Genomic DNA, 23,796 nt, shown 5'->3' on the forward strand with positions numbered 1-23,796 from the left:
GGCGTTGCCAAGCTGATCCCTTAGGATTTGGTTTATTCAAGGACCGCGCCAAACGTCGCGCATGTCAGCTCTGAGCAGGCGCATCAAAAAATCAACAATGATCGCGCAACCAAATGTGCGTTTCGGCGTTTCCCGAGGTTATTGCGACGCACAATGCGATAGACAGTCTCAATGTAAATTCCAAGTCCACCCTATCTTACCTCGCCTTCGCCGATGAGCGCGAAGGGCCCCCACATCGCGGGATAGGCGTTGCGCGGTGACGAGGTGTCGTCAACATAGGTTAACATCGCGCGGCGCAAGGCTTCAGCACGCCCGATCTTTGGTTCGTTTTTTAACAGCTCGAAAGTCGATGTGGTCAAGCGGGTGGCAGCTTCCGAATCCACGGCCCAATGCGAGACCAGGAGAGCGCGCGCACCGGCGTAGAAGAACGAGCGCGCCAGTCCCGACAGGGCCTCGGCGCCGGGCTTATCGCCTGCGATGGTGTTGCAGGCCGACAGCACAACCCAATCCGCATTGAGCTTGAGCTGGGCGACTTCACTTGCGGTGAGCAGACCGTCGTCGAGCTCCGTGGGCTGATCGGGAATGGAGAGCGCGAGCGAGGGCTCACCCAGTCCCTTGATGTCGCCGGCAACGAGGCCGTGGGTGGCAAAGTAGATGATGCCGTATTGAGCAAGCGCTGCTCGCTTGAGCGTCGTCTCGCTGGCGTCGCGGCCGAGATGAATATCGGCCGCGGAAGCCCCGACATCCCTGGCCACCGCGTTCAACTCATCGGCGGTGTCGGGCAGTTGCGGCAGCGCCTGCGCAAGCCGCGCGCGATCGACGCCGGCACCGCGCCAGAAATCGCTATAGGCAATGGTCGCGATGCTGCGCGCGGCGACCTTGCCGCTCGCGGCGCGTCGCTCGGCGGGCGCTTCCAGTGCGGGATTGAACACGGGATCGCCGAAGCCGGTCATCGGCTTCACGCTCTGGTCCCGGCGCGCGAAGGCGCGCAGCGATTTCAGGCTCACGACCGATGGCAGCACCGAGACGGCCTGACGCCGCAGCAGCCAGGCGGCGCCGCGATAGCCTTCGAGCGTGTCCGGGATCGCAGCCTGCGGCTTCTCGGTGACCAGCAGATGAAACGGCAATGCGGTCAGCGCAGCCGACGGCACCACCAGCAGGCTGCGCTTGTCCTTTGTCAACGCCTCGACCGGACCAAGCAGCGCGACATGGAGTTCGTTGGCGAGCGCGAGATCGAACAATCCGGATTTGCCGGAGGCATCGCGCGCTTTGCCGACGTCGAGTCCCTTGCGGAATGCCGTCACCTTCTGCGTCAGCGCATCGGCGCCGAGCGAAATGGCCTTCCAATCGACGCCCTCGCGCGTGATCGCGACGACATAGCTCTGCTTGTCGACGACGGAGTAGAGCACCATCGCCTCGTCGGCCGACAGCAGCAGCTGGATGTCCTTTATCGTCAACGGCAGGGGATTGGAGAGCGACGCGTAGTCGGGAAACTCGACCGCGAGCGTCTTCTGCAAGCCCGCACGCTCGTTCGCAATCGTTGCAATCCGCGCGCGGCTGCGCTGCTCGGTTGCGAGATCGCGCTGCGCGGATTGCTTCGACACCGCGGTGACGATCGCCTTGTCGAGTGCCTCGGACTCAGCCGCGAGATCCTGGTCCCGGCGCACCAGCTCCGCGAGCCGGTCGCTGCCGGCGGCAAGCCGCACCGCAAGCTTGTTCACGGCGGATGCGGCGGAGGATTGCGTGCCGCGCTGGATCGCGGCGAGCGCTTCGTCCAGCGCCTTGTCGCTGGGCAGCAGACCTTGTTGGCGCGCGGCGAACAGGACCGGCAACACGACGCGCAACTGGGCGCGATCGCCCCGAAGCGTTGTTTCCGCGAACGGCAATGCGTCCGCGGTGCGCCCGGCCACGTAGAGGAAATAAGCGAGATTGCTGGTCGAGGTCATGACCTCAGGATGATCCGGCCCAAGCGCGCGTTCGCGGATGACCAGCGCACGGCGATAGAGCGGCTCGGCGTCGCCGTAGCGCTGCTGGTGCTCGTAGAGGCCGGCGAGATTGTTCAGCGAGCGCGCGAGGTCGGGATGATCCGGTCCCAGCACCTTCTCCCGGATCGCGAGCGAGCGCTTGATCGGCGCTTCCGCATCCGAATCGCGGTTGAGATCGCGATAGACCTGGCCGAGATTGTTCAGGACCGTGGCCACTGCCGGATGCTCGGGGCCGCCGGCCTTCTGATAGATCGCGAGCGCCCGCTGAAACAACGGTTCCGCGTCGGCATAGTGCTGCTGTTTCACGTAGAGCGTGGCGAGATTATTGAGCGACTGGCCGACATCGGGATGCTCGCGCGACAATCCCTTCTCGCGAACGGCGAGCGCGCGCCTGAACAGCGGCTCGGCCTCGGCATAGCGGCTCTGCCGCTGGTAGAGCGCGGCGAGATTGCTCAGTTCGGCTCCAATCAACGGGGTTTCGAGACCGAGCGACCTTTCCATCAGCATGATGGCGCGCTTGTAGAGCGGCTCTGCCAGATCGTCGTGGCCCTGACCGGCATGAACCTGGCCGAGGTTGTTCAGCGCGGCGGCGAGTTCGCGACCGGTGTCGCTCTTCTCCAGGCTCGCGACCATGCCTTGCGCCAAGGGCAGTGCTTCCGAATATCTGCCGGCGCTCATCAGTGCGTTGATCCGCGCGCTCTCCGCGGCGAGACCTTTCTGGGCAACGCCAGGCGTGACAAGCGATGCGGTGATCGCGAGCGTCAAACCCGCAACCAGCGCTAGTTTATTCCATTCTGCCATGACGCTCTCGCCGGCCGCCTTTTGACCAATTATGGTCTTGGGTCGCCGCGATGGGCAGCAGCGTTCAATCTGTTGCGCTCTCGTCCGTCCTGGTGCGCGCTTCGCCGGCGAGGCGAACCAGCATCTTGCGCAGCGCCGTGCCATCAACCACGCGCTCCGGAAAATTCAACCGCAAGGCGGTCTGGCCGTCCTGCATGTCGAGGCCCTCCGGATCGCAGCCGGTGCAGCGCCAGTCGCCTGCGGCAGCGCCGAGCAGCTTTGTTGCATAGAGGCCCATGGCGTCGCGGTGGTCGGCATTCATGTGCTCGACCGCCCCCTCCTCCGCCGCCAGCAAGTCCTCGGCCCCCGTGAGGTCCGTGAGGAATTGGTCCGGCTTGAGGTCGACGATCCGGCCGAAGCCGGCGACCAGATGGGTTCCCGTGGGTCGAATCCGGAAGAAGGAGAAATCCTTAAAGGAAACAAAAGCTTCCGCCGAGGGATGGGCATTGAGATACCGTCGCTGGAGCAGATCCTTGTCGGCATCGTCCGGCTCGGCATGGCCGGACAGCATGATTCGGGCGCCTTCCAGCGGATCGCCCGCCGCCCGCTCGTCCAGCATCAGGGACACCCGGCTGTCGGCCAGGATGTTCCTGGTGTGCACGGCCAATCCCGAGATCAGCAGGATCGGAGAGCCATCCGGATGACTCGCCAGATTGACCAGGGAGCAATAGGGATCGCCGCTGCCTGCCATCAACGTCGCCAATGCCCCCTGCCGTGACCGCCGCAGCAGCGATTTGGCGAGCTTTCCGGGGTCGAAATCGGAGGTCGGTTGCATCGGCTTTCTCGGGTCAGGTGGTTGCATGGAGGGCCTTTTTTCGGGTAAACCGGGGCCCGGTTATGGGTCGAGATGCGGCGAATCTGCCGTGTTTCGTGGAACTTGGTCACACTTCAGCCTAGCTTGCATTGCTCGGTGACAAGGTTCGAATGCCAACATCGGCACCCATGTATGCGGCGCATCAGTGGATTGCTCGCCGTTTCAAGCCACGACCCAAACGGAAAGCAGAAAGCAGAGGCTCATGCCCACAATCGCTTTGGTCGACGACGACCGCAACATTCTCACATCCGTCTCGATCGCGCTGGAGGCCGAAGGCTACCGCATCATGACCTATACCGACGGCGCCTCGGCGCTCGACGGTTTCCGCACCACCCAGCCCGATCTCGCCATCCTCGACATCAAGATGCCGCGCATGGACGGCATGGAGACGTTGCGCCGGCTGCGGCAGAAATCCGACCTGCCCGTGATCTTCCTGACCTCCAAGGACGAAGAGATCGACGAGCTGTTCGGCCTCAAGATGGGCGCCGACGACTTCATCCGCAAACCGTTCTCGCAGCGCCTGCTGGTCGAGCGCGTCAAGGCGGTGCTGCGCCGTTCGGCGCCGAAGGATCCGACCGTCACGCCGAAGGAGAACGACGCCAAGGCGCTCGACCGCGGCCTGCTGCGCATGGATCCTGAACGGCACACCTGCACCTGGAAAAACGAGCCTGTGACGCTGACCGTCACCGAATTCCTGATCCTGCAGGCGCTCGCGACCCGGCCCGGCGTGGTGAAGAGCCGCAACGCGCTGATGGACGCCGCCTATGACGACCAGGTCTATGTCGACGACCGCACCATCGACAGCCACATCAAGCGACTGCGCAAAAAGTTCAAGGTCGTCGACAACGAGTTCGAGATGATCGAGACGCTCTACGGCGTCGGCTACCGCTTCAAGGAAGCCTGAGGCGCGCGCGCCTCCACCAAAGACCGAGAGCATCGCCGGTTCTGATTCCATCGGGACCGGGATGGCTCTAGGATGCGGAGACCTTCGCACGAGCTGTCCTAACGCGGGCGTGAGCATTGCTTGACCGAACGCAGCCTGACGAGAACCAGAACGCCGAGGACGTCACCGCCCGCGGCGCTCCGGATCAATTGGCCGAGGACAAGCCGGCCGTGCGGGGCTGGCGTCCGCTGAACTGGCTGAAGCGCGCCGGGCAGTTCTTCTTCGCGCTGTCCTTCTCGAGCCTGACCCGCCGCATCGTCTCGCTCAACCTCGCCGGCCTAGTCGCGCTGGTGGCGAGCATCCTCTATCTGTCGCAATTCCGCGCCGGCCTGATCGACGCGCGCGCGCAGAGCCTGCTGGTACAGGCGGAGATCATCGCCGGCGCGATCGCGGCCTCCGCGACGGTGCAGACCAACGCCATCACCATCGACCCCGACCGGTTGCTCGACCTCAAGCCCGGCGAGACCTATGGCGGGTCGGACGAGTATTCCCCGCTGGATTTTCCGATCAATCCGGAGCGCGTGGCGCCGGTGCTGCGCACGCTGATCTCGCCGACCAAGACGCGCGCCCGCATCTACGACCCGAACGGCAGCCTGCTGGTCGACAGCCGCAGCCTCGATACAGTGGTGCGCTTCCCCCTGCCGTCGGTCTCCGCCGAGAAGCCGGGAGTAGTCGAACGCGGCATGGTCGCGGTCCGTACCTGGCTCAATCGCGGCGACCTGCCGCTCTATCGCGAGCTCGGCCCCGAGAACGGCAATGGCTATGCGGAGGTCGGCGACGCGCTCCAGGGCCAGAAGCGCTCGATGGTGCGGGTCAATGCGCGCGGCGAGGTGATCGTCTCTGTCGCGGTCCCCGTGCTGCGCTCGCGCGCCATCCACGGCGCGCTGATGCTGTCGACGCAGGGCGACGACATCGACCAGATGGTCACCGCCGAGCGCCTCGCCATCCTCAAGGTGGGCGGCGTCGCCGCCGCGGTCATGATCATGCTGTCGCTGCTGCTCGCCAGCACGATCGCAGGTCCGGTCCGCCGGCTCGCCGACAGCGCCGAGCTGATCCGCCGCCGCATCAGGACCCGGGTCGAGATTCCCGACTTCACCCGTCGTCGCGACGAGATCGGCCATCTCTCCGGTGCGCTGCGCGACATGACCAGTGCACTCTACAGCCGCATCGAAGCGATCGAGATGTTCGCCGCCGACGTCGCGCACGAATTGAAGAACCCGTTGACCTCTTTGCGCTCCGCGGTCGAGACGTTGCCGCTGGCGCGCAACGAGAACAGCCGCGCGCGCCTGCTCGAGGTGATCGAGCATGACGTCAAGCGGCTCGACCGGCTGATCTCGGACATCTCCGATGCCAGCCGTCTCGATGCCGAACTGCAACGCCAGGATGCGATCCCGGTCGACCTGCGCCGCCTGCTGACGACGCTCGTCTCCGTCGCCAATGAAACCAAGCTCGGCCATGACGTCGCGGTCGAAATGCGTTTCGAGGGCCGCAGCCCGACCGACAATTTCGCCGTGACCGGCCACGATTCGCGGCTCGGACAGGTCGTCTCCAACCTGCTCTCCAACGCACAGTCCTTCTCCGAGCCCGGCAACAAGGTGCGCCTCACCTGCCGCCGCGTTCGCGGAGAGATCGAGATCGTGATCGACGACGACGGCCCCGGAATCCGGGACGACGCGCTGGAGCGCATCTTCGAGCGCTTCTACACCGACCGACCTCATCAGGGCTTTGGCCAGAATTCCGGCCTCGGCCTGTCGATCTCCAAGCAGATCGTCGACGCGCATGGCGGACGCATCTGGGCCGAGAACCGCCCCGGCCCGCCGGACGAGGACGGCGCGCCCAGTGTTGTCGGCGCGCGCTTCGTGGTGAGGCTGCCGGCGCTATGAGCGACGGCGGCCCCAGCATTCACGCCTCGGCGGTCAAGGTTGGAGATCTGGCGGTGCTGATCCGCGGGCCCTCGGGCTCCGGCAAGTCGCGCCTTGCCTTCGATTTGATCATGGCGGGACGTAGCGGCGTGCTCGAAAGGGCCGTTCTGGTCGGTGATGACCGTGTCCATCTGGCGACAGTCGGCCGCGAAATTGAGGTCCGCCCCGCCCCGATCCTGGCCGGCCTGATCGAGATCCGGGGGCTGGGAATCCGCCGCTGCGACTTTGTGGAGCATGCGACCGTCGGCCTCGTGGTCGATCTGGACGCCGCGGACGCGGAGCGGCTGCCGCCAGGCGAATCCCTGAAAACAGGCATTTTAGGTGTCGAAATACCGCGAATCCCCGTCGGCCGCGACTATTCGCCCCTTCCTCTGGTTGTCGCCGCCTTGACCACTACCAAGAGTTCATCTTCCGTTAACCCTTCAGGCGATTGTTTGAAGGGAAATGGTAACCATATGAACCCCACACTCGCGACCGAATAGACCGGCGCAACTCCCCTTATCCATCCGTCTAGATTCAGGGAGATACGCAACATCCCCTCTTGCGCAGGGGCTCTGGATGGTCAAAGTGGCGCGTTCGTGCGGTGCACCAAAAGCGCCCGCGAGGAGTTTTCCGATGATTGGTCTAGTACTTGTGACCCACGGGCGCCTTGCCGACGAATTCAAGGCAGCGCTTGAACATGTCATGGGCCCACAAAAGCAAATCGAAGCGATCACGATCGGCGCCGAAGATGATTCCGATCTCTGTCGAAGCGACATCATCGAGGCGGTTAACCGCGTCGATTCCGGCGATGGCGTCGCGATCCTCACCGACATGTTCGGCGGCACGCCATCCAACCTGGCAATATCCTGCATGAGCCGGCCGAAGGTCGAGGTGCTCGCGGGCATCAACCTTCCCATGCTGGTGAAGCTGGCCAAGGTGCGCGAAGAGCGTCCGCTCCCCGACGCGATCGCGATGGCCCAGGAAGCCGGCCGCAAATACGTCACCATCGCCAGCCGCGTCCTCGCCGGCAAATGAGCGACGAGGCGCCGCAAGCCGGGACGGGCGTGCCCGCGGGCGCGATCTCCAAGGACCTCCTGATCATCAACAAGCGCGGCCTGCACGCGCGGGCCTCCGCAAAGTTCGTCCAGGCCGTCGAGCGCTTCAGCGCGCAGGTCTGGGTGACGCGCGGCGGCGAAACCGTCGGCGGCACCTCGATCATGGGCCTGATGATGCTCGCCGCCGGTCCGGGCACCACCATCACGGTCGCCGCTGCCGGCGATGACGCCGAAGCAGCGCTCGCGGCGATCACCGAACTCGTTGAAAGCAAATTCAACGAGGAAGGGATCTAGGCGGCGTCGCCTCGATCAATTCCCCGGCGGCGCGATGTAGATGTTCCAGCTCATCGACGGACCGGCCTTGCCGTGGGTGAAACGGCGCGTCGTCATCACGATGCGCTCGGCATTCGGCGCAACTTCGGACACCCATTTCTCGAAGGCTGGCAGGCGGCCGTCGGCCGGATCGAACACGCCGATGAAGCCGTATCGCTTGACGTCATCGGGCGAAATCAACCCGGACCCCCAGGGTTCGAGCGGCGTGAACGCGGCCGGATGATCCGGGCTGTAGAACACCATCGGCTGGATCGACTCCATGGTGCCGGCGACGACCGCCCAGCGCGAGGCGAAGCGCGCGTGCCAGGCCTGCGTCAGCTCGCGCGCGAGATCCGAGCGCGCGCCATAGGTCGCCGTGTTGCCCGCATTGGCCGCCATCTCGCGCGCGGCGATCCAGGGCGAGGCAATGAGCGTGGCGACGCTGAGCACGAGCCAGATCGCGACAATGTTGAACAGCGCAGCACTCTGCACCCGCAAGGCCGGGATCGCGACCAGCGAGAGCGGCACCAGAAAGAACAGCGAGATGCCCCAATCGGTCTTCATGTAGATGCTGAAGGCCAGCGCGCCGAGCGCGGGGCCGACCGCGACGATGATCTGAATGAGCCAGACGTTGCGCGCCTGCGAAAGGTTCACGCTCGCATTCGCGCCGCGCGCCCAGGCCAGCGTGACGATGCGCGAGGGCGCACGCAGGAGCAGCCTGAACCAAGGCGGCACCAGCGCCATCGCCAGCGCGGCCAGCGCCACCGGCAGTGCCAGCAGCGCGACGTTGTGCAGGGCATAGCCGGCCACGAGCTGATGCACCTGGCCGCTGTCCTCGAGGCTGTAGGTGTCGCCGGCATAGGTCAGCGGCACGAAATGCGCGTCCGCCAGCCAGACGATGTGCGGGATCATCGCCGCCGCCATCGTCGCGATCGCAACCCATGGCGCCGGCGATGACAGGAATCTCATTCGCCCCGGATGGATCAGCGCGGCAAGCCCGATGGCGCCGATCATGGTCAGCACCCAATATTTGGTCATCAGCGCCAGCGCGCCGGCAAGGCCGAGCAAGACTCCGGATTGCCAGCTCCGCTTTTCGAACGCATTGAGATAAGCGAGCACGAGGAGCGGCAAGGTGACGAGCTGGAGCAGGTCGGGATTGTACTTGAAGCCCTTGAAATTGAAGATCGGGTAGAGCGCGACCATCACCACGACCAGGAACGCGCGCCGCGGATCCACGACGCGCAGCGCGATGAGCCAGCAGATCACCATACCGGTGCCGACGGTCGCCATCGCCAGCGCATAGGTCGCCCAATCCGTCGGCGGGAACAGTGTGAACCAGAGGCCGGCGACCCAACCCGACAGCGGCGGGTGCTTGCCATAGCCCCAGAGGAATTTCTGCCCCCAGCCCCAGGCTTCCGCGACGTCCATGTGAACGTCCTGCGCGGCCTTGAGATTGATCAGGATGAAGGTCCAGAGCACCGCATGCACGATGGCGAGCTGGATCACCAGCCAGAGGCGCGCCTCGGGGCGGGTGGCGCTGGCAACCAGCCAGGCCCGGAAACGCTTGAAACTCACCCGGGCTTTTGCGCGTGTCCGGGTGGAGGGGATCGAGGTTGTAGACATGGCCGCTTGGGTAGCGCGTTTCGCGCTTGAGTGAAATCAGCTTGGCGTGAATGAATGACGGCCTGGAGCACGGAAACGATACGGAATCACCGGGCCATTAGTTCCGGGCGATATTCAAAGTGCATCGTGTCGTAATGATACCATTTGCCTCCCCAGATGAACCCGTGGCGTTCGAAGATATCGACGATCTCCTGCGGCATCCTGTTCTTGTACGGGATCGACTTTCCGCGGCCCGCCCACAGCCAATAGTCGGAATATCGCAGGTTCAGATCGATCGCGACGGCATAGCCATGCATGCTCATCTTACCGGTATCGGCGACCGGCCGGCACGACAGCACGCCGGCAATGGGAAAGGCTGCGGCCCTCAGCGCTGGTTCGAGCTTGTCGATTTCCGCCGACACCTCCTTGAGCCGATCCGCGACGCCATTGATCCGCGTCACCTGGACCGCCTTCCCCCATGATCGCGGCAACCAGGTGATGGTCACGAGATTCCGCTGCACCGCTCCAGCACGGCAGTCACCATACATCTTCGTGAAAAACGCTTCGTTCCGGAATCTGCCGGGATCGGCGTTCAGCGCGGGCGGCGCAGAAGCCCCTACGGGATAGGCCAACCGGAGCTGGTCGATGATCGAGGCATTGCGCAGCCGCTGGTCAAACGATTTGTCGTCGACACCATCGTCCACCGGCATCTTGGTGCCATCGCGCCACGAAATTTGCTTGCCATCGTGGCCGGTCAGGAAATCGGGATAGGCACGCACCAGCTGATCCAGAAGTTCGGTTCTGGTTTGAGCGTCCGCCGGCACGGACGCAGCCACCAAGGCGACGACGATCTGTGCTGCCCGCAATGCGATTGTCATCGACGCCTGCCGGCCTGATCGAGCAGCGCGGCATTCGTCTCCTCGATCGAATTGAGCTTCGGATTCCACGTGTTGGGAGCGTACCACGGGAAGCGTTCAAAGCGGGCCTTGAGATCTGCCGCCTCGAAATATCGCCCCCGCCGCGCGTAGATCTCGTTGCGTGCGATACGGATTTCCTCGTTCGACAGCCCGCGCAGATCCGCCGGCGTGAGTAGGCGTCGATCTGAATCGGGAAAGATGAAGCTGCCTTGAACCGGGCCGCCGGATTCATAGCGGTCGATCAGGGCGACATTTGCCTTCTCGATGGCGTTCAGCGGCGGGTCCCAGGTGCGCGGTACATACCAGGAGAACTTGCTGAACCTCGCGGTCAGTTCGGGCGAGTTGAAGTAGCGCCCTCGCCGCGCAAAGATTTCGTTGCGGGCGAGGCGCAGCTCTCCCTTGCTCAGCGTCTTCAAATCGCCGTCGGCAAGCAGCCGGCTATCCGAATCCGGGAAAAGGAAATCCGATTGGGTTCTCACAACCGGAGGTGTGGAAGGCGGAAGGTTCGCAGGGGGCGACGCGACCGTTGCCGGCACGTTGACCGGCGCGACCTGCACTGCAGGCGCGCCTGAAAAGTAGAATGATCCATCGATCGGCGAGCTGGAGACCCAGGGTTGCTGCGAGCTACCGGTCGAGCGCTTCACAATGAGCCCCACCTGATTGAACGCCTGGAGCACGTCGAGCCCGGGTCTCTGCATCGTCTCGACCAGCGCGCGCGTGTAGGGACTGTGCCCATCGGATCCGTCGAGCGCGACGTTGCCCGGTTGCGTGGCGTAGGAGAGCAGCGTTCCCTCCGGCGCCCGGATTTGCGCCAAACCTCCGTCGGAGCCACGGAGGCCGCGACCACCGAACGGATTGTTCCTGCATGCATCGAGAATGACGATGTTCAGCTTGGTTCCTGCGCCGTCCATCTGCCGCAGCACCAGCGCGGCGTCGACCATTTGGAAATCCACATCGGACTCGCGCGTCGGATTCGCCGAGACCGGAACGAGATAGTTCGTGCCGCGGACCTGGATGCCGTGTCCGGCGTAATAGAACAGGGCGACATCTGCGCCGATCAACTGGTTGCCGAAACGTTGGACCGCATTGTCGAAGCCTGCCTTGTCCAGCTCGACCTGGGCGCCGCCGCCGACCAGCGTGAAGCCGAGCCTATGCAAGGTATCGGCCACCAGCAGCGCGTCATTCCTGGGATTTTCCAGCCGCGACACGTTCTGGTAGGCGGAATTGCCTATGACGAGAGCCACGCGTTTTTCAGCAGCGGCCGGGAAGGCGAAACACGCCGCAACCAACAAAGCGGAAAGGCGCTTCCAATGCATTGCCTGTTTCCATGACAGAAAGCCGGAAAACTAGCAGAGGCGGTCGCTGAAATCGATGGCAGGGAGGCCGGAGATCGCAGCGGCTGGCGGATCGATGCCGTCCACCCTCCTGGTCCCGCGGGAGGCAGGGCCGGCTGCCCCGTCCCGGACGCGCAGGCGCACTGCCGGGCGCGCCTTCTGGGGGCGCAGCAGGACCAAGTGAATGGTTGCCGCACGGGGGTGTGAGTGGTATCCCGCGCCCATGACGACCGTCCCCATTTCCAACATCCGCAATTTCTCCATCGTCGCCCATATCGACCATGGCAAATCGACGCTGGCCGACCGCCTGATCCAGATGACCGGCGGCCTCACCGACCGTGAAATGGCGGGCAAGGAGCAGGTGCTCGATTCCATGGACATCGAGCGCGAGCGCGGCATCACCATCAAGGCGCAGACGGTGCGCCTCGCCTACCGCGCCAAGGACGGCAAGGATTACATCTTCAACCTGATGGACACGCCCGGCCACGTCGACTTCGCCTACGAAGTCTCGCGGTCGCTGGCGGCCTGCGAGGGTTCCCTGCTGGTGGTCGACGCCAGCCAGGGCGTCGAAGCGCAGACGCTCGCCAACGTCTACCACGCGCTCGATGCCGGGCATGAGATCGTTCCGGTCCTGAACAAGGTCGACCTTCCCGCCGCAGAGCCGGAAAAGGTCAAGCAACAGATCGAGGACGTCATCGGCATCGACGCCTCCGACTCCGTGATGATCTCGGCCAAGACCGGCCTCGGCGTGCCCGACGTGCTGGAAGCGATCGTCACCCGCCTGCCGCCGCCGAAGGGCGACCGCGACGCGACGCTGAAGGCGTTGCTGGTCGACAGCTGGTACGACGTCTATCTCGGCGTGGTGGTGCTGATCCGCGTCGTCGACGGCGTCATGAAGAAGGGCAGCCGGGTCCGCATGATGGGCACCGGTGCTGCCTATGACATCGAGCGCGTCGGCTTCTTCACCCCGAAGATGACGCAGGTCGACGAGCTCGGCCCCGGCGAGATCGGCTTCATCACCGCCGCCATCAAGGAAGTGGCCGACACCCGCGTCGGCGACACCATCACCGACGACAAGAAGCCGGTGACCGAGATGCTGGCGGGCTTCAAGCCGGCCATCCCCGTGGTGTTCTGCGGCCTGTTCCCCGCCGACGCCGACGACTTCGAGACCTTGCGCGCGGCGATGGGCAAGCTGCGCCTCAACGATGCCAGCTTCTCCTACGAAATGGAGACCTCGGCCGCACTCGGCTTCGGCTTCCGCTGCGGCTTCCTCGGGCTGTTGCATCTGGAGATCATCCAGGAGCGCCTGTCGCGCGAATTCGATCTCAACCTGATCGCGACCGCGCCGAGCGTGATCTACAAGATGAGCCTGACCGATGGGCAGGAAATCTCGATCCACAATCCTGTCGACATGCCGGATGTGGTCAAGATCGCGGAGATCCAGGAACCCTGGATCGAGGCCACGATCCTCACCCCCGACGAATATCTCGGCAGCGTGCTGAAGCTGTGCCAGGACCGCCGCGGCGTGCAGAAGGAGCTGACCTATGTCGGCTCCCGCGCCATGGTGAAATACGATCTGCCGCTCAACGAGGTCGTGTTCGACTTCTACGACCGCCTGAAGTCGGTCTCCAAGGGCTACGCCTCGTTCGACTATCATCTCACCGACTACAAGCCGGCCGATCTGGTCAAGATGCAGATCCTCGTCAACAACGAGCCGGTCGACGCGCTCTCGATGCTGGTCCATCGCACCCGCGCCGAAGGCCGCGGCCGCGCCATGGTCGAGAAGATGAAGGATTTGATCCCGCCGCACATGTTCCAGATCCCGATCCAGGCAGCGATCGGCGGCAAGGTGATCGCGCGCGAAACCGTGCGCGCGTTGCGCAAGGACGTCACCGCAAAGTGCTACGGCGGCGACATCACCCGTAAGCGCAAACTTCTGGAGAAGCAGAAGGAAGGCAAGAAGAAGATGCGGCAGTTCGGCAAGGTCGACATCCCGCAGGAAGCTTTTATTGCCGCGCTGAAGGTGGACAGCTGAGGCGAGGCCTTTAGGCCGCCGCGAGCGCGACGAGACAGGTCTGGTCCGCGCTTTTCGGGGCCGGAAAATAAAAATCGCGAAAACAACCCCATGCACAGTAGCGAAGGGCTTGTTCGGATTGAATTTTTGATTTTCAGAATTTCGTTTGACTTGTCGGGCAAAACAGGCGCATTATGGCATCATGCAGCACGTGGCAATGCCGTGCGCATGAGGGGCAGCATCGTCCTCCGAACGCTTTGGGAAGATGTGGACTTCAGGCGAATTGTTTCTACGCCGGAGGCAGTGTCACCCCCGTCAACTCGCCCAGTCTGTCGAGAAGCCTGTCCTGAAAATCGGGATCGGTCGCTTCGTGCGCCGGCTCTTGTTGCCGGAGGTCATGCCAGTAACGACCGCTGACCAGAGCGGCGGGATCATCGCTCACCGCCAGCCAGGTCTGCGTCCGTTGTCCGGTGGCCACGCCGACCGGCGCTCCGGCACCGCCCATTTTGGTGCGCGCCCAGCCGGGATCGACGGCGTTGCTCAGCACCTGCGGCCAACGCCGCGCCAAGGCAAAGGCCAGTGCGACCATGTGCAGCTTGCTCTCCGCGTACGCCTTGGCCGGATCCCAGGTTCGCCTGGTCCAGTCGAGATCGCTCAACGATCCCTCTCCACCGCGATGAAGTCCGCTGCTGAGATACACCAGCCGATCGGGGCGCTTCATCAGGGCGGTGAGCAAATAGGGCGCGAGCGTGTTGACCGCCAAAGTGGAGGCGTGGCCTTCGGGCGTCGGGCCGCGGCTGCGCTCGGTATAGACCCCGGCGTTGTGGATGACCGCGTCCATTCGTCCGATTGCGTTGACCTGATCTGCCAAATGTCTGGTCTGGGCGACGCTTTTGAGGTCGCCGATCACGACCCGTGCGGATTGCGATTCAAGCCCGGCGATTGCCGCCGCACGTTCCGCCGATCGTGCGTGCAGGACGATTTGGTGGCCTTGTTCGAGGAGAGACTGGGCAGCTGCGCGGCCCAGACCGTCCGTGCTGCCCGTGATGAAGATGATTGCCATTGCCGCTCCTGTCCGGTCCCCGCTTCGGCGCCTCCGTCGAAAGCTCAAGGAGAAATGCGACATGTTCGACTGATCATGCCGTGGCGCAAGGAGCGCCGAACGAAGACATCACAACCGAACAATCTTCCAGGACGCGCATTAACATTCGATAAGTGGGGAATGACCGCATGTCGAATTTCGTCATGCTGCTGGTCGAGGACGACTCGCTCCAGCGCGAAGTTCTATCCGACCTTCTCAAGGACGAAGGGTTCGAAGTTGTCGAATGTGCCACCGCGGAAGCGGCGGAGCTTATCGTCGCGTCTACGGGCAGTGAGCTACGGGCGCTCATTACCGATCACAACCTCGCGGGAAGAATGACCGGGCTCGAGCTCGCAGAGTACGCTCGCAGTGCTCATCCGGGGCTCAACATCGTGCTGATGTCGGGGACGGTGATGGCGCCGCTGCCGCCCAATACGACCTTTTTGCGCAAGCCGTTTGCGCCCGCCCATTTGCTGGCGGCCGTGTAGAATCAGAATGCCCTTGAGGGTCATCCGCCCGAATTTTCCGCGCCGACGGCGTTCTCGCTTTCCGGCACCGTCAGCCGGACCGAGTGACCCTGCCGCATGGCGAGCGATGCCGCGGCCACAGCCGCCTCGAAAGCGGCTTCCTTGGTCTGGTAAGTGTTCCGGATTTCGCCATCGTGGTCGACATGCCAGGCACCATCCGTGCCAACGATATCATAGGCTGCGAGGCCCATAGTCTATCCCTCCTTTCATGCGTCCGGGGTCGCCTTGGACGCCTGGGTGCTGCTCACCGGGTCCGACGCCGGGAAACTGTCCTTCAAGCCCTTGTCCAACTCGTCGTCCCTGGCCTTGTCGCGTCGGATGCCGCGCTTGAGATCTTCCGCGTTCTTGTCCGGCGGTGCCGGATCGAATTTCTCGGTCATGCAAGTGTCCTTTCATGGCTCAAACGCCTTGAGCGCCCAACCGTTCCTTTCCAGGAACCAAAGCCAGTATCGCTACCGCCGCGCGGCGAGCACGTTCGAAGGAGAAATTTGCAACGCTGCGCGCCTCTCGCTGAGGGCATGATCGAACAGTTCGAGCACCAGGCCGAAGGCTGCCAGCTCCTCCTCCTCGATGGCGCCGTCATCGTAGCAGCCAAGTGTTTCGACGATGATGGCGTCGACCTCCTGCTGCATCGCCAGCAGTTCGTGGTCGAACTCCGCAGTGCGCACCTTGGAAACCAGCGCCAGGATTCTGTTGCGATGGCCAGTGTTCTCGTCGCGTTCATCCCGATTCAGATATTGACGCAGCCAGGCGCCGGCCGAACCAATGCCGGAGAGAAGCAGGAGCGCAAACCAGAAATAGTCGCCGTATCTGTCGAGGAAGGTGCGCTCGGTCCCGTCGATCACGGCCGCCGCTCCCCGGTGAACCGGCAGCTCGGCTTCTTTCTCGGTGTCCGGCTTGGTGATCTGCGCAGCGCCAGGCACCTGCCTGGCAATCGCCTGGCGGAGGGCGAACTGCTGGCGGTAAAACGCCGCCACTGTCGTTTCGGACAAGGCATTCCGCGCGACGATCAAATGGCTGACACTGACGGTCTCAACCTTGTCATCCGGCCGGGCTGGACTCGCATTGAAAATGCTTGGCGGAATTTCCTCCGATTCGTAACGAGGATGCTTCAGGGCGATGGCTTCCGATGCGTCGATCGCGAGAAATTTCGGCTCGCCACGCGTCCGGGCGGTCGCGGCAATCGCGTCGGCGGTTATCTTGCTATCGAGCGGGCCGACAGCCATGAAGGCGTCGAGGCTCGGGTCACGCGCCAGCTCCTCAAGCTGGCCCGTGCCGAATTGAGCGACCGTGACCTTGTCCGGCTCCACACCGGCGGCGCTCAGGATGACTCTCAGCAACGCGGCGTTCGCCGGGGTCGCGCCGATCACCCCCACCTTGTGTCCCGCGAGATCGGCGACCTCCTTGATTTTCGGCGCCGGCCTTCGCTTGGAGCCCTTGCCCGCAACTCCCGAAGAAGACCACAGCACGACGAAGTTCTTGCGCAAGATGACGACTGTTTGCGCGTCGGCCGGCATTTCAAGATCGCCGCGACCCACCGCAAGGTCGGCCTTGCCGGCACCGAGCAGAGCGAGAGCTTCGGCAGCCCCGGCGGTCGTGATCGGAGACAGCCTCACGGTCCTGCTCTCGCTGGCAAAGGCCTCGGTCATCGCCTCGATCACTTTGTGATCGTTGCTTCCCGGCGGTCCGACGGCAATCCGAAGAGTTATCGGCCGCAGCGCGTAATACAATGTACCCGCAGCGGCGCCGAAAACGAGAAATCCGATGGCTAAAATCAGCAGCAGGGTCTTCGTCTGTCTCCGCCCTCGGCGGGCTGCGTCACTGCGTTTCATCGGAGCATCAGACGAGGACATTTGCCGCTGCCGGTTGGAGGCCAAAATCGCTGCCTGTTTCGGAAGAGTATCATGCTGTTCTGGAAAACGATAATATCCGAGCAGCGCCAATAGTTTCTTGGGGCCGGCGTGAGCTCTTCGAGCTCGCGCCATCATCTCTGATTCCGCACTTCACGCAACGATTGCCGGATTGACGGCACACCACCTTGATCGTCTTCGCCAAATAGACCACCATCGCGCGATTGACCGCTCACGGGCAGAATGGGCGAGGAAACGCGAATGTCCGAGCTTCCTGGATCTGGCCTGACTGAACGGACGCCGTCGGCGCTGACCATGCAGATGCTCGCGCACGCGCCGATGAGCGACATCATCGATGCCTTGGCCGGCGGGCGGATCACCGCGAGGGCGCTGGCCGAATTCTATCTCGCGCGCATCGCGGCCTATGACCGCGACGGGCCTAAACTCAACTCGGTCCGCGCACTCAATCCCGATGCGCTCGCGGGCACGCTCGACGGCATGAGGCCGTCGGCCCAGCGGCCGCTGGCGGGCGTGCCGATCCTGCTGAAGGACAATATCGCGACGGGCGACGAGCAGCCGACCACGGCGGGTTCGCTGGCGCTGGAGGGCGCGCGCGCCAGGGATGATGCCACCATCGTCAAGCTGCTGCGGAGCGCCGGCGCGGTGATCCTGGGCAAGGCGAACCTGACGGAGTTCGCCAACATGCTCGCGATCGACATGCCCTCGGGCTATTCATCGCTGGGCGGCCAGGTGAAGAACCCCTACGCACCAGGGCTGATGGACGAGCACGGCATCCCGGTTCTGACCCCAGGGGGCTCAAGCTCGGGTTCGGCGGTCGCGGTGGCGGCCGGACTGTGCGCGGCCTCAATAGGCACCGAAACCTCGGGCTCGCTGCTGTTTCCCGCCGGCCTGAACGGACTCGTCACCGTGAAGCCGACGGTCGGGCTGATAAGCCGCGCCGGCATCGTGCCGCTCGCGCACAGCCAGGACACCGCCGGGCCTATGACGCGCACGGTGCGCGATGCGGCGATGCTGCTGAATGTGCTGGCTGCCAAGGACCCGCTCGACCCAGCGACGCAAGATCAGCGGCGGCCGGCCGACTACACCGCCGGCCTCGTCACCGACGCGATGAAGGGCGCGCGCATCGGCGTGCCGAGCGATCCCGCTGACCCGCTGAACGATTGCTATTACGGCAAGCTGCCGGCCAAGTCGGCCAAGCTGATGGCTGGGGTGATCAAGGTGCTGGAAGATCTCGGCGCCATCATCGTGCGCGCCAGCATGCCAACTCTTGGCTGGATCGGTGGGCCGGGCACGACCATGTCCGTGCTCAACCGCAATCCGCTGAGCGCCCACAAAGGCACGGTCGCAAGGCCGCCGGTCGTCTTTCTGTACGAGCTGAAGCACGATCTCAATCTCTACCTGAGGGATTGGGCGACCAACACTGACATCAAGACCATGGCCGACATCGTGGCCTTCAACGCCGCGAACGCCGACAATGCGCTGCGTTTCGGACAGGACCACTTTCTCGCCGCTGACTTGACCAGGGGCGATCTCAGCGAGCCCGAATACAAGTCCGCACGTGCCATGGACCTGCTCTCCGCCAGGACGCGCGGTATGGACGCCTATATGAACCAGCACGAGCTCGATGCGGTGCTATTCCCCGGCGCCTATGGCGCCGCAATCGCCGCCAAGGCAGGGTATCCCAGCGTCATGGTGCCTGGCGGCTTCGTCTCGGGGACAGACGACGGCAAAGACACACCCGACTATCCGCTCGGCGTCACTTTCGCAGGGCGCGCCTGGAGCGAGCACAAGCTGCTGCGGCTGGCGTATGCCTTCGAGCAAGCAACCGACGCACGCAAGCCGCCGCCGGCTTTGCCCGAGCTGTGATGTCGCCCGCGTCAGCGCGAGCTTGCGAGATCGAACCGTCATTCCGGAGCGCGCCAATTGGCGCCGGCCCGTAATGACGGTGGGACCAGCTTGATCCTCCCCGCCAGATAGACCACCATTGCCTCCTTACCGCTCACAGCAAGAATGGGCGAGGAAACGCGCATGAACGCAACTCCCGGATTTGGCCTCGTCGAGCGGGCACTGGCGATCGCGCCGCTCGTCACCAGCGAGGCTGACGAGATCGAGCGGACGCGGCGGCTGACGCCGCCCGTCGTCGACGCGCTGATCGAGAACGGGCTCTATCGCGCGCTGCTGCCGCAGAGCCTTGGCGGCGTCGAAGCGCCGCCGGAAGCGTTCATGCAGATGCTGGAGGAGATCGCGAAAGCCGATGCCTCCACCGCCTGGTGCCTTGGTCAATGCGCGGTCTGCGCGATGATCGCGGCCTCGCTCGACCACGACACCGCGCAGGAGATCTTCAACACGGCGCCCGGCATCCTCGCCTGGGGCGCGATCGCGCATGAGGCGCGCATCGTCGAGGGCGGCTATCGCGTCACGGCGCGCTGGGAGTTTGCCTCGGGCTCGCGGCAGGCGAGCTGGCTCGGCGCGCATGTCCGCATCGTCGGCGCCGACGGCGCGCCGCGCAAGAACGTAGACGGCTCGGCGGAGCTGCGCACCATCCTGTTTCCGGTCGCGAGCGCCGTGCTGCACGATGTCTGGCGGGCGATCGGGCTCGCCGGTACCGGCACCGATTCCTACGAGGTCGCCGACCTGTTCGTCCCCGAGCGCTTCACGGCATTTCGTGACGTGCCGTCCGCGCTGCGCGAGCAGGGTCCCCTTTACAGGATCGGCACCGGCTCGACCTTCAGCCTCGGCTTTGCCGCGGTGTCGCTCGGCGTGGCGCGCGCCACGCTGGATGCCGCAATCGCGCTGGCGCGCGGCAAGCATCAGTCGCTGGCGGCCAACGCCATGCACGACAACCAGGCGGTCCAGGGCCTGATCGGCCGCACCGAGGGCGATCTTCGCGCTGCGCGCGCCTATCTCTATGCGACGGCAAGTGCGATGTGGCGCGATCTCTGCGCGACCGGCGCGTTCAGCGCGGCGCATCGGAGCTCGGTTCGCCTCGCCGCGACCTGGACCATTCACCAGGCGGCCAAGGTGGTCGACGCCGCCTATCACATGGCCGGCGCAACCGCCGTATTCCGCAGCAATCCGTTCGAGCGCCGGTTTCGCGACATGCACGCCATCGCCCAGCAGATCCAGGCGCGCGACACGCATTACGAAGATGTCGGTAAGATGATCCTTTCAGGGGATCGCTGACGTCGACCAGTTTGCGAAAGTGCACGCACGCTGACCTATATTGAGTTCGCCATCCGCGTCTTCGTCGCTGAACCTTTGGGGATTTTCCCGGACCAATTTCTATAGCTGCAGAAACGACGGCTTTCCGCTGTGACCGCGCCGACCATTTGGAAGTGATAATTCTGAATTTTTTGTAGCGCGCTGCCTTTGCGCAAGAGAGGTCCATTATGGGCCGAACAGCTGGCAAGAAAGTCAGTTGCCATGCCATACGGCGCCATTCGCCGGGATGGTATCAACCTAGCATTCTCATTGTTGCCATCGTCTGCATCGCATGCACTGTCCTGTTCGCGAGCGAAGCTCTGGCTCAATGCTCGGCGCGAGACGTCCTGCGGAATCACCTGAAGCTCAAGCAAGCGCCGTCTGATGGGCCGCAAGTCCCGATCAAATCCGCCGTCGATCACCCCGTGTGGAAGACGATCAGGATCGGGACGTTTGCTAACTTCTTCGCCCTCAGCAACGCTTTGGATGCGGCAGGTTGCGGCATCGGAAACTCGGCCGGCGAAATTCTCGCGCGACCGACGTTTACCGTTAGCGCCAAGACAACGAGCGTAGAGCTTTTCACGGTGTCGGCGGCCGACCTGGGCTTTCGGACCGACACAGCGTTGCTGGCGGACATTTATGCGCGGGCCAGACAGTTGGGTTTCGGCCTTGCGGCTGCAGAAGTGGGACCACAACTGAGGCTTCAATATTTCGACCAGCCGATCGGCGAGTTTCTCATCATCGGAATGGAGCCAATCAGGACCTGGCAGGGCGCCCCCGTCATCTTGAATGTCGCCAACGGCGGCGCGGGACTCATTCTCATCGGCCAGGATGGCGGCGCCGACGCACAGATCCCCGCGGCATCCCGTTTTGTATTCGTGCGGAGCAACCAAACCGCTCCTGCCGAGGGGCATGAGGCCGTATCGCTTGTCGGTCACTGAACTTTCAACTGTGCGCAGCTCGAGTAGCAAGGCGGCTCCTCCAGCGTGACCGGAGAAGGCGCCGTGAGGCGCAACGCGGCTCGTCTCGCCGCGACCTGGATCATCCATCAAGCTGCGAAGGGCGTCGACACCGCCCAGGGTCGGCGCGACCGCCGTGTTCCGCAGCAATCCGCTCGAGCGCCGCTTCCGCGACATGCATGCCATCGCCCAGCAGATCCAGGCACGCGACACGCACTATGAGGATGCCGGTAAGATGACCCTTGCCGAATACCGATAGTCGAGAGCGAATGACGCTGCGGCGCTTTGTCTCTCGTGACGACGAACGGCCGGGTCATGCTCTGCCCATGCGTTCACTGCATTGAGTCATGCAAACGGGCCGTAGCGATTTCCGTGGAAACACGGAGGCCAGCCGCCTTGTTGTTAAGCAATTTCTGGGACCGTTTCGCAAAGCAAGTTTTGGAAATGCCTGGGAATTTCAGATGTTCAAACTCAAGTCGATTGCGGCCCGCCTCGTTCTCGCCATCGCGCTCACTGTCGCGGTGGCCTGCGCCATCCTCTCCGGCTTTTCGATCACCCAGCAGCGGGCACTGACGCAGATGGCGCTCGATCAGCAGCTCAAGCTGCAATATGAGAGCGTGATCGCGGCGATCGACTACGAGGGGCGTTCGGCGCTGGCGGTCTCGTCCGTCATTGCGGCGCTGCCGCCGGTCGGCGACGCCATTGCCAGGGGCGACCGTGACAGCCTGACCACCCTGCTCGGCGATGCCAACAAGGCGCTGAAGGCGCAGGGCATCCCGCTGATCACCTTCCAAGTTCCGCCGGCGATCTCGTTCTTCCGCGTCCACATGCCCAAGTCCTTCGGCGACGACGTCTCCGGGCGCCGCGCCACCGTGGTCGAGGCGCTCAAGACCGGCCGCCAGATCGTCGGCGTCGAGCCGGGCCGCGAGGCGCTCGGCATCTTTGGCATGACGCCCATCGTACGGGACGGAAAAAATCTCGCCAACGTCGACGTCGGCGCCGCCTTCGGCAAGGAATTCGTCGAACGCGCCAAGAAGCGCTTTGGGATCGACCTCGCGGTCTATTCCGTCGACGGCAATAATCTGAACAAGCTGTCCTCGACCTTCGGCGAGAACGCGGTCGCAAAGCCAGACGAGTTGAGAGCCGCGATCGACGGCGCGCCGCTGCAGCGCGAGGCCGAGCTCGACGGTCATCCGGTCGCGGTCTATGCCGGGCCGATCAAGAACTATGCCGGCGCGCCGGTCGGCGTGGTCGAGATCATCAAGGATACGACCGAATACGAGGCCGCCTTCGCGGCCGCAGAGCGCCATCTGATCCTCGGCACGGTGGCGATCCTCGCCGCCGCCATCCTGTTGGCATTCCTGCTCGGACGCGGGCTGTCGCGGCCGCTCACCGCGATCACAGCCGTGATGAACCGTCTGTCGAGCGGCGATACAAGCGTCACAATTCCCGGCAGCGAACGCCGCGACGAGCTCGGCACTATGGCCAAGTCGGTCGACGTGTTTCGCCGCAACATGCTCGAATCCGTCGCGATGCGCGAGGCGCAGGAGGCCGACAAAGCCAAAGCGGAGGTCGAGAAGCAGGTGCTGCAGCGCCGGATGGCGGATCGTTTCGAGGCCGACGTCAAGGGCGTGGTCGCAGCGGTCGCCAAGGCGACCGAGGGCATGCAGAACGTCGCCGGAGAGATCACGTCCAGCGTCAACGGCACCTCACAGCGAGCCTCCGCGGCGGCAACCGCCTCCGAAGAAGCCTCAACCAGCGTCAACGCGGTCGCGGCCGCGACCGAAGAATTGGCCTCGTCGGTCAACGAGATCGGCCGTCAAGTCACCCATTCCAGTCAGGTTGCCAGCGGCGCGGTTGTGAAGGCCGCGGAGACGACGGAGATGGTCACGAGCCTTGCGACGGCTGCCGAGCGCATCGGCGACGTGTTGCGTCTCATCAGCGAGATCGCGAGCCAGACCAATTTGCTGGCGCTCAATGCCACGATCGAGGCCGCGCGCGCCGGCGAGGCCGGTCGCGGCTTTGCGGTGGTTGCGTCCGAAGTAAAGGGGCTCGCCAGCCAGACCGCAAAGGCTACCGATGAGATCGCAAGCCAAGTCACCGCGATCCAAGCCGCCACCGGCAATTGCGTCACGGCAATCTCCGGCATCAGCGACACCATCCGCGAGATCAGCGGCATCGCCACCACCATTGCCGCCGCGGTCGAAGAGCAGGGCTCGGCAACGCGGGAGATCGCTCGCAGCGTACAGCAGGCCTCCGCCGGCACCACCGACGTCTCCGCCAATGTCGCCGGCGCAAGCCAGGCGGCGGACCAATCGCGGGAGCTGGCGGGGAATGTGATGGTGGCCTCAGGTGAGCTTGGCGAGCATGCGTCGGCGCTGATGAAGAGCGTGGACACGTTTTTGGCGGGGCTGCGGGCGGCGTAAGGGACCCCGCA

At 64.1% G+C, this 23,796-nt stretch carries 20 protein-coding genes and 1 pseudogene; 12 read left to right on the forward strand and 9 right to left on the reverse strand.

The window, feature by feature from the left end:
* Positions 1-191: 191 nt before the first annotated feature.
* Positions 192-2,786, reverse strand: a complete 2,595-nt coding sequence (locus AC0L2J_RS29795) for a CHAT domain-containing protein (RefSeq protein WP_473395383.1) — start codon at positions 2,784-2,786, stop codon at positions 192-194.
* Positions 2,787-2,850: 64 nt separating this feature from the next.
* Positions 2,851-3,600 (reverse strand): HugZ family pyridoxamine 5'-phosphate oxidase, encoded by a 750-nt coding sequence (locus tag AC0L2J_RS29800; protein WP_473395385.1) that lies wholly within the window; start codon positions 3,598-3,600, stop codon positions 2,851-2,853.
* Positions 3,601-3,841: 241 nt separating this feature from the next.
* On the opposite strand from AC0L2J_RS29800, the gene AC0L2J_RS29805 reads away from it, so the two are divergent.
* The 5 genes from AC0L2J_RS29805 (at position 3,842) to AC0L2J_RS29825 (ending at position 7,835) form a co-directional block, all read left to right on the forward strand.
* On the forward strand, positions 3,842-4,543 hold the full coding sequence (locus tag AC0L2J_RS29805; protein ID WP_007597749.1) for a response regulator transcription factor: 702 nt from the start codon (positions 3,842-3,844) through the stop codon (positions 4,541-4,543).
* A gap of 116 nt (positions 4,544-4,659) precedes the next feature.
* Positions 4,660-6,465 carry a stimulus-sensing domain-containing protein gene (locus AC0L2J_RS29810; protein WP_473395386.1) on the forward strand — a complete coding sequence of 602 codons (1,806 nt, stop codon included), beginning with the start codon at positions 4,660-4,662 and terminating at the stop codon, positions 6,463-6,465.
* On the forward strand, positions 6,462-6,986 hold the full coding sequence (locus AC0L2J_RS29815; protein WP_473395387.1) for an HPr kinase/phosphorylase: 525 nt from the start codon (positions 6,462-6,464) through the stop codon (positions 6,984-6,986). The genes AC0L2J_RS29810 and AC0L2J_RS29815 overlap by 4 nt, the downstream gene beginning before the upstream one ends.
* 133 nt (positions 6,987-7,119) lie before the next feature.
* Entirely contained in the window at positions 7,120-7,521 is a 402-nt protein-coding gene (locus AC0L2J_RS29820; RefSeq protein ID WP_007597752.1) for a PTS sugar transporter subunit IIA, read from the forward strand.
* Complete coding sequence (locus tag AC0L2J_RS29825; protein ID WP_007604995.1) at positions 7,518-7,835, forward strand: HPr family phosphocarrier protein; 318 nt, start codon at positions 7,518-7,520, stop codon at positions 7,833-7,835. Before AC0L2J_RS29820 ends, AC0L2J_RS29825 begins: the two co-directional genes overlap by 4 nt.
* Positions 7,836-7,850: 15 nt before the next feature.
* Here AC0L2J_RS29825 and AC0L2J_RS29830 read toward each other — a convergent pair whose 3' ends face one another.
* From AC0L2J_RS29830 to AC0L2J_RS29840, 3 genes are all read right to left on the reverse strand, one after another.
* Complete coding sequence (locus AC0L2J_RS29830; RefSeq protein ID WP_473395388.1) at positions 7,851-9,476, reverse strand: glycosyltransferase family 39 protein; 1,626 nt, start codon at positions 9,474-9,476, stop codon at positions 7,851-7,853.
* A gap of 86 nt (positions 9,477-9,562) precedes the next feature.
* Entirely contained in the window at positions 9,563-10,333 is a 771-nt protein-coding gene (locus AC0L2J_RS29835; RefSeq protein ID WP_473248113.1) for a M15 family metallopeptidase, read from the reverse strand.
* Positions 10,330-11,688, reverse strand: coding sequence for a caspase family protein (locus AC0L2J_RS29840; protein ID WP_473395389.1), 1,359 nt, complete (start codon positions 11,686-11,688; stop codon positions 10,330-10,332). The genes AC0L2J_RS29835 and AC0L2J_RS29840 overlap by 4 nt, the downstream gene beginning before the upstream one ends.
* Positions 11,689-11,929: 241 nt before the next feature.
* Here AC0L2J_RS29840 and lepA point away from each other — a divergent pair, with 241 nt between their 5' ends.
* Positions 11,930-13,741 carry a translation elongation factor 4 gene (lepA, locus tag AC0L2J_RS29845; RefSeq protein ID WP_473395390.1) on the forward strand — a complete coding sequence of 604 codons (1,812 nt, stop codon included), beginning with the start codon at positions 11,930-11,932 and terminating at the stop codon, positions 13,739-13,741.
* 268 nt (positions 13,742-14,009) lie between these two features.
* Here lepA and AC0L2J_RS29850 read toward each other — a convergent pair whose 3' ends face one another.
* The gene (locus AC0L2J_RS29850) at positions 14,010-14,783 is read right to left on the reverse strand and encodes an SDR family NAD(P)-dependent oxidoreductase (RefSeq protein WP_473395391.1); all 774 of its coding nucleotides are present in this window, start codon (positions 14,781-14,783) and stop codon (positions 14,010-14,012) included.
* Between the two features lie 167 nt (positions 14,784-14,950).
* On the opposite strand from AC0L2J_RS29850, the gene AC0L2J_RS29855 reads away from it, so the two are divergent.
* The gene (locus AC0L2J_RS29855; protein WP_007604977.1) at positions 14,951-15,289 is read left to right on the forward strand and encodes a response regulator; all 339 of its coding nucleotides are present in this window, start codon (positions 14,951-14,953) and stop codon (positions 15,287-15,289) included.
* 20 nt (positions 15,290-15,309) lie between these two features.
* Here the strand turns inward: AC0L2J_RS29855 and AC0L2J_RS29860 are convergent, their stop codons facing one another.
* From AC0L2J_RS29860 to AC0L2J_RS29870, 3 genes are all read right to left on the reverse strand, one after another.
* Entirely contained in the window at positions 15,310-15,519 is a 210-nt protein-coding gene (locus tag AC0L2J_RS29860; RefSeq protein ID WP_007604976.1) for a hypothetical protein, read from the reverse strand.
* Positions 15,520-15,534: 15 nt separating this feature from the next.
* Positions 15,535-15,708 (reverse strand): hypothetical protein, encoded by a 174-nt coding sequence (locus tag AC0L2J_RS29865; protein WP_007604975.1) that lies wholly within the window; start codon positions 15,706-15,708, stop codon positions 15,535-15,537.
* Between the two features lie 72 nt (positions 15,709-15,780).
* Positions 15,781-17,181: a TAXI family TRAP transporter solute-binding subunit gene (locus tag AC0L2J_RS29870; RefSeq protein WP_473395396.1), complete on the reverse strand. Its 1,401-nt coding sequence runs from the start codon at positions 17,179-17,181 to the stop codon at positions 15,781-15,783.
* A 258-nt stretch (positions 17,182-17,439) separates the two neighbouring features.
* Here AC0L2J_RS29870 and AC0L2J_RS29875 point away from each other — a divergent pair, with 258 nt between their 5' ends.
* From AC0L2J_RS29875 to AC0L2J_RS29895, 5 genes and pseudogenes are all read left to right on the forward strand, one after another.
* Positions 17,440-19,065, forward strand: a complete 1,626-nt coding sequence (locus AC0L2J_RS29875; protein ID WP_473395392.1) for an amidase family protein — start codon at positions 17,440-17,442, stop codon at positions 19,063-19,065.
* 162 nt (positions 19,066-19,227) lie between these two features.
* A complete protein-coding gene (locus tag AC0L2J_RS29880) occupies positions 19,228-20,382 on the forward strand; it encodes an acyl-CoA dehydrogenase family protein (protein WP_007604972.1) in 1,155 nt (384 codons plus the stop codon).
* A gap of 206 nt (positions 20,383-20,588) precedes the next feature.
* Positions 20,589-21,341 carry a hypothetical protein gene (locus AC0L2J_RS29885; RefSeq protein WP_007604971.1) on the forward strand — a complete coding sequence of 251 codons (753 nt, stop codon included), beginning with the start codon at positions 20,589-20,591 and terminating at the stop codon, positions 21,339-21,341.
* Positions 21,342-21,389: 48 nt separating this feature from the next.
* Positions 21,390-21,618: pseudogene (locus AC0L2J_RS29890) on the forward strand (acyl-CoA dehydrogenase family protein); the annotation flags it as partial.
* Positions 21,619-21,820: 202 nt separating this feature from the next.
* Positions 21,821-23,785: a methyl-accepting chemotaxis protein gene (locus AC0L2J_RS29895; protein ID WP_007604970.1), complete on the forward strand. Its 1,965-nt coding sequence runs from the start codon at positions 21,821-21,823 to the stop codon at positions 23,783-23,785.
* Positions 23,786-23,796: the final 11 nt, after the last annotated feature.

The sequence above is a fragment of the Bradyrhizobium sp. MV1.5 genome (assembly GCF_055807615.1).

Bases quoted from the DNA above. Each gene is read 5' to 3' on its own strand.
- AC0L2J_RS29855 (WP_007604977.1), top strand. From the start codon at position 14,951: ATGTCGAATTTCGTCATGCTGCTGGTCGAGGACGACTCGCTCCAGCGC.
- AC0L2J_RS29860 (WP_007604976.1), bottom strand. From the start codon at position 15,519: ATGGGCCTCGCAGCCTATGATATCGTTGGCACGGATGGTGCCTGGCAT.
- AC0L2J_RS29895 (WP_007604970.1), top strand. From the start codon at position 21,821: ATGTTCAAACTCAAGTCGATTGCGGCCCGCCTCGTTCTCGCCATCGCG.
- AC0L2J_RS29880 (WP_007604972.1), top strand. From the start codon at position 19,228: ATGAACGCAACTCCCGGATTTGGCCTCGTCGAGCGGGCACTGGCGATC.
- AC0L2J_RS29875 (WP_473395392.1), top strand. From the start codon at position 17,440: ATGTCCGAGCTTCCTGGATCTGGCCTGACTGAACGGACGCCGTCGGCG.
- AC0L2J_RS29800 (WP_473395385.1), bottom strand. From the start codon at position 3,600: ATGCAACCGACCTCCGATTTCGACCCCGGAAAGCTCGCCAAATCGCTG.
- AC0L2J_RS29805 (WP_007597749.1), top strand. From the start codon at position 3,842: ATGCCCACAATCGCTTTGGTCGACGACGACCGCAACATTCTCACATCC.
- AC0L2J_RS29830 (WP_473395388.1), bottom strand. From the start codon at position 9,476: ATGTCTACAACCTCGATCCCCTCCACCCGGACACGCGCAAAAGCCCGG.
- lepA (WP_473395390.1), top strand. From the start codon at position 11,930: ATGACGACCGTCCCCATTTCCAACATCCGCAATTTCTCCATCGTCGCC.
- AC0L2J_RS29865 (WP_007604975.1), bottom strand. From the start codon at position 15,708: ATGACCGAGAAATTCGATCCGGCACCGCCGGACAAGAACGCGGAAGAT.
- AC0L2J_RS29850 (WP_473395391.1), bottom strand. From the start codon at position 14,783: ATGGCAATCATCTTCATCACGGGCAGCACGGACGGTCTGGGCCGCGCA.
- AC0L2J_RS29815 (WP_473395387.1), top strand. From the start codon at position 6,462: ATGAGCGACGGCGGCCCCAGCATTCACGCCTCGGCGGTCAAGGTTGGA.
- AC0L2J_RS29870 (WP_473395396.1), bottom strand. From the start codon at position 17,181: ATGTCCTCGTCTGATGCTCCGATGAAACGCAGTGACGCAGCCCGCCGA.
- AC0L2J_RS29835 (WP_473248113.1), bottom strand. From the start codon at position 10,333: ATGACAATCGCATTGCGGGCAGCACAGATCGTCGTCGCCTTGGTGGCT.
- AC0L2J_RS29885 (WP_007604971.1), top strand. From the start codon at position 20,589: ATGGGCCGAACAGCTGGCAAGAAAGTCAGTTGCCATGCCATACGGCGC.
- AC0L2J_RS29820 (WP_007597752.1), top strand. From the start codon at position 7,120: ATGATTGGTCTAGTACTTGTGACCCACGGGCGCCTTGCCGACGAATTC.
- AC0L2J_RS29825 (WP_007604995.1), top strand. From the start codon at position 7,518: ATGAGCGACGAGGCGCCGCAAGCCGGGACGGGCGTGCCCGCGGGCGCG.
- AC0L2J_RS29840 (WP_473395389.1), bottom strand. From the start codon at position 11,688: ATGCATTGGAAGCGCCTTTCCGCTTTGTTGGTTGCGGCGTGTTTCGCC.
- AC0L2J_RS29795 (WP_473395383.1), bottom strand. From the start codon at position 2,786: ATGGCAGAATGGAATAAACTAGCGCTGGTTGCGGGTTTGACGCTCGCG.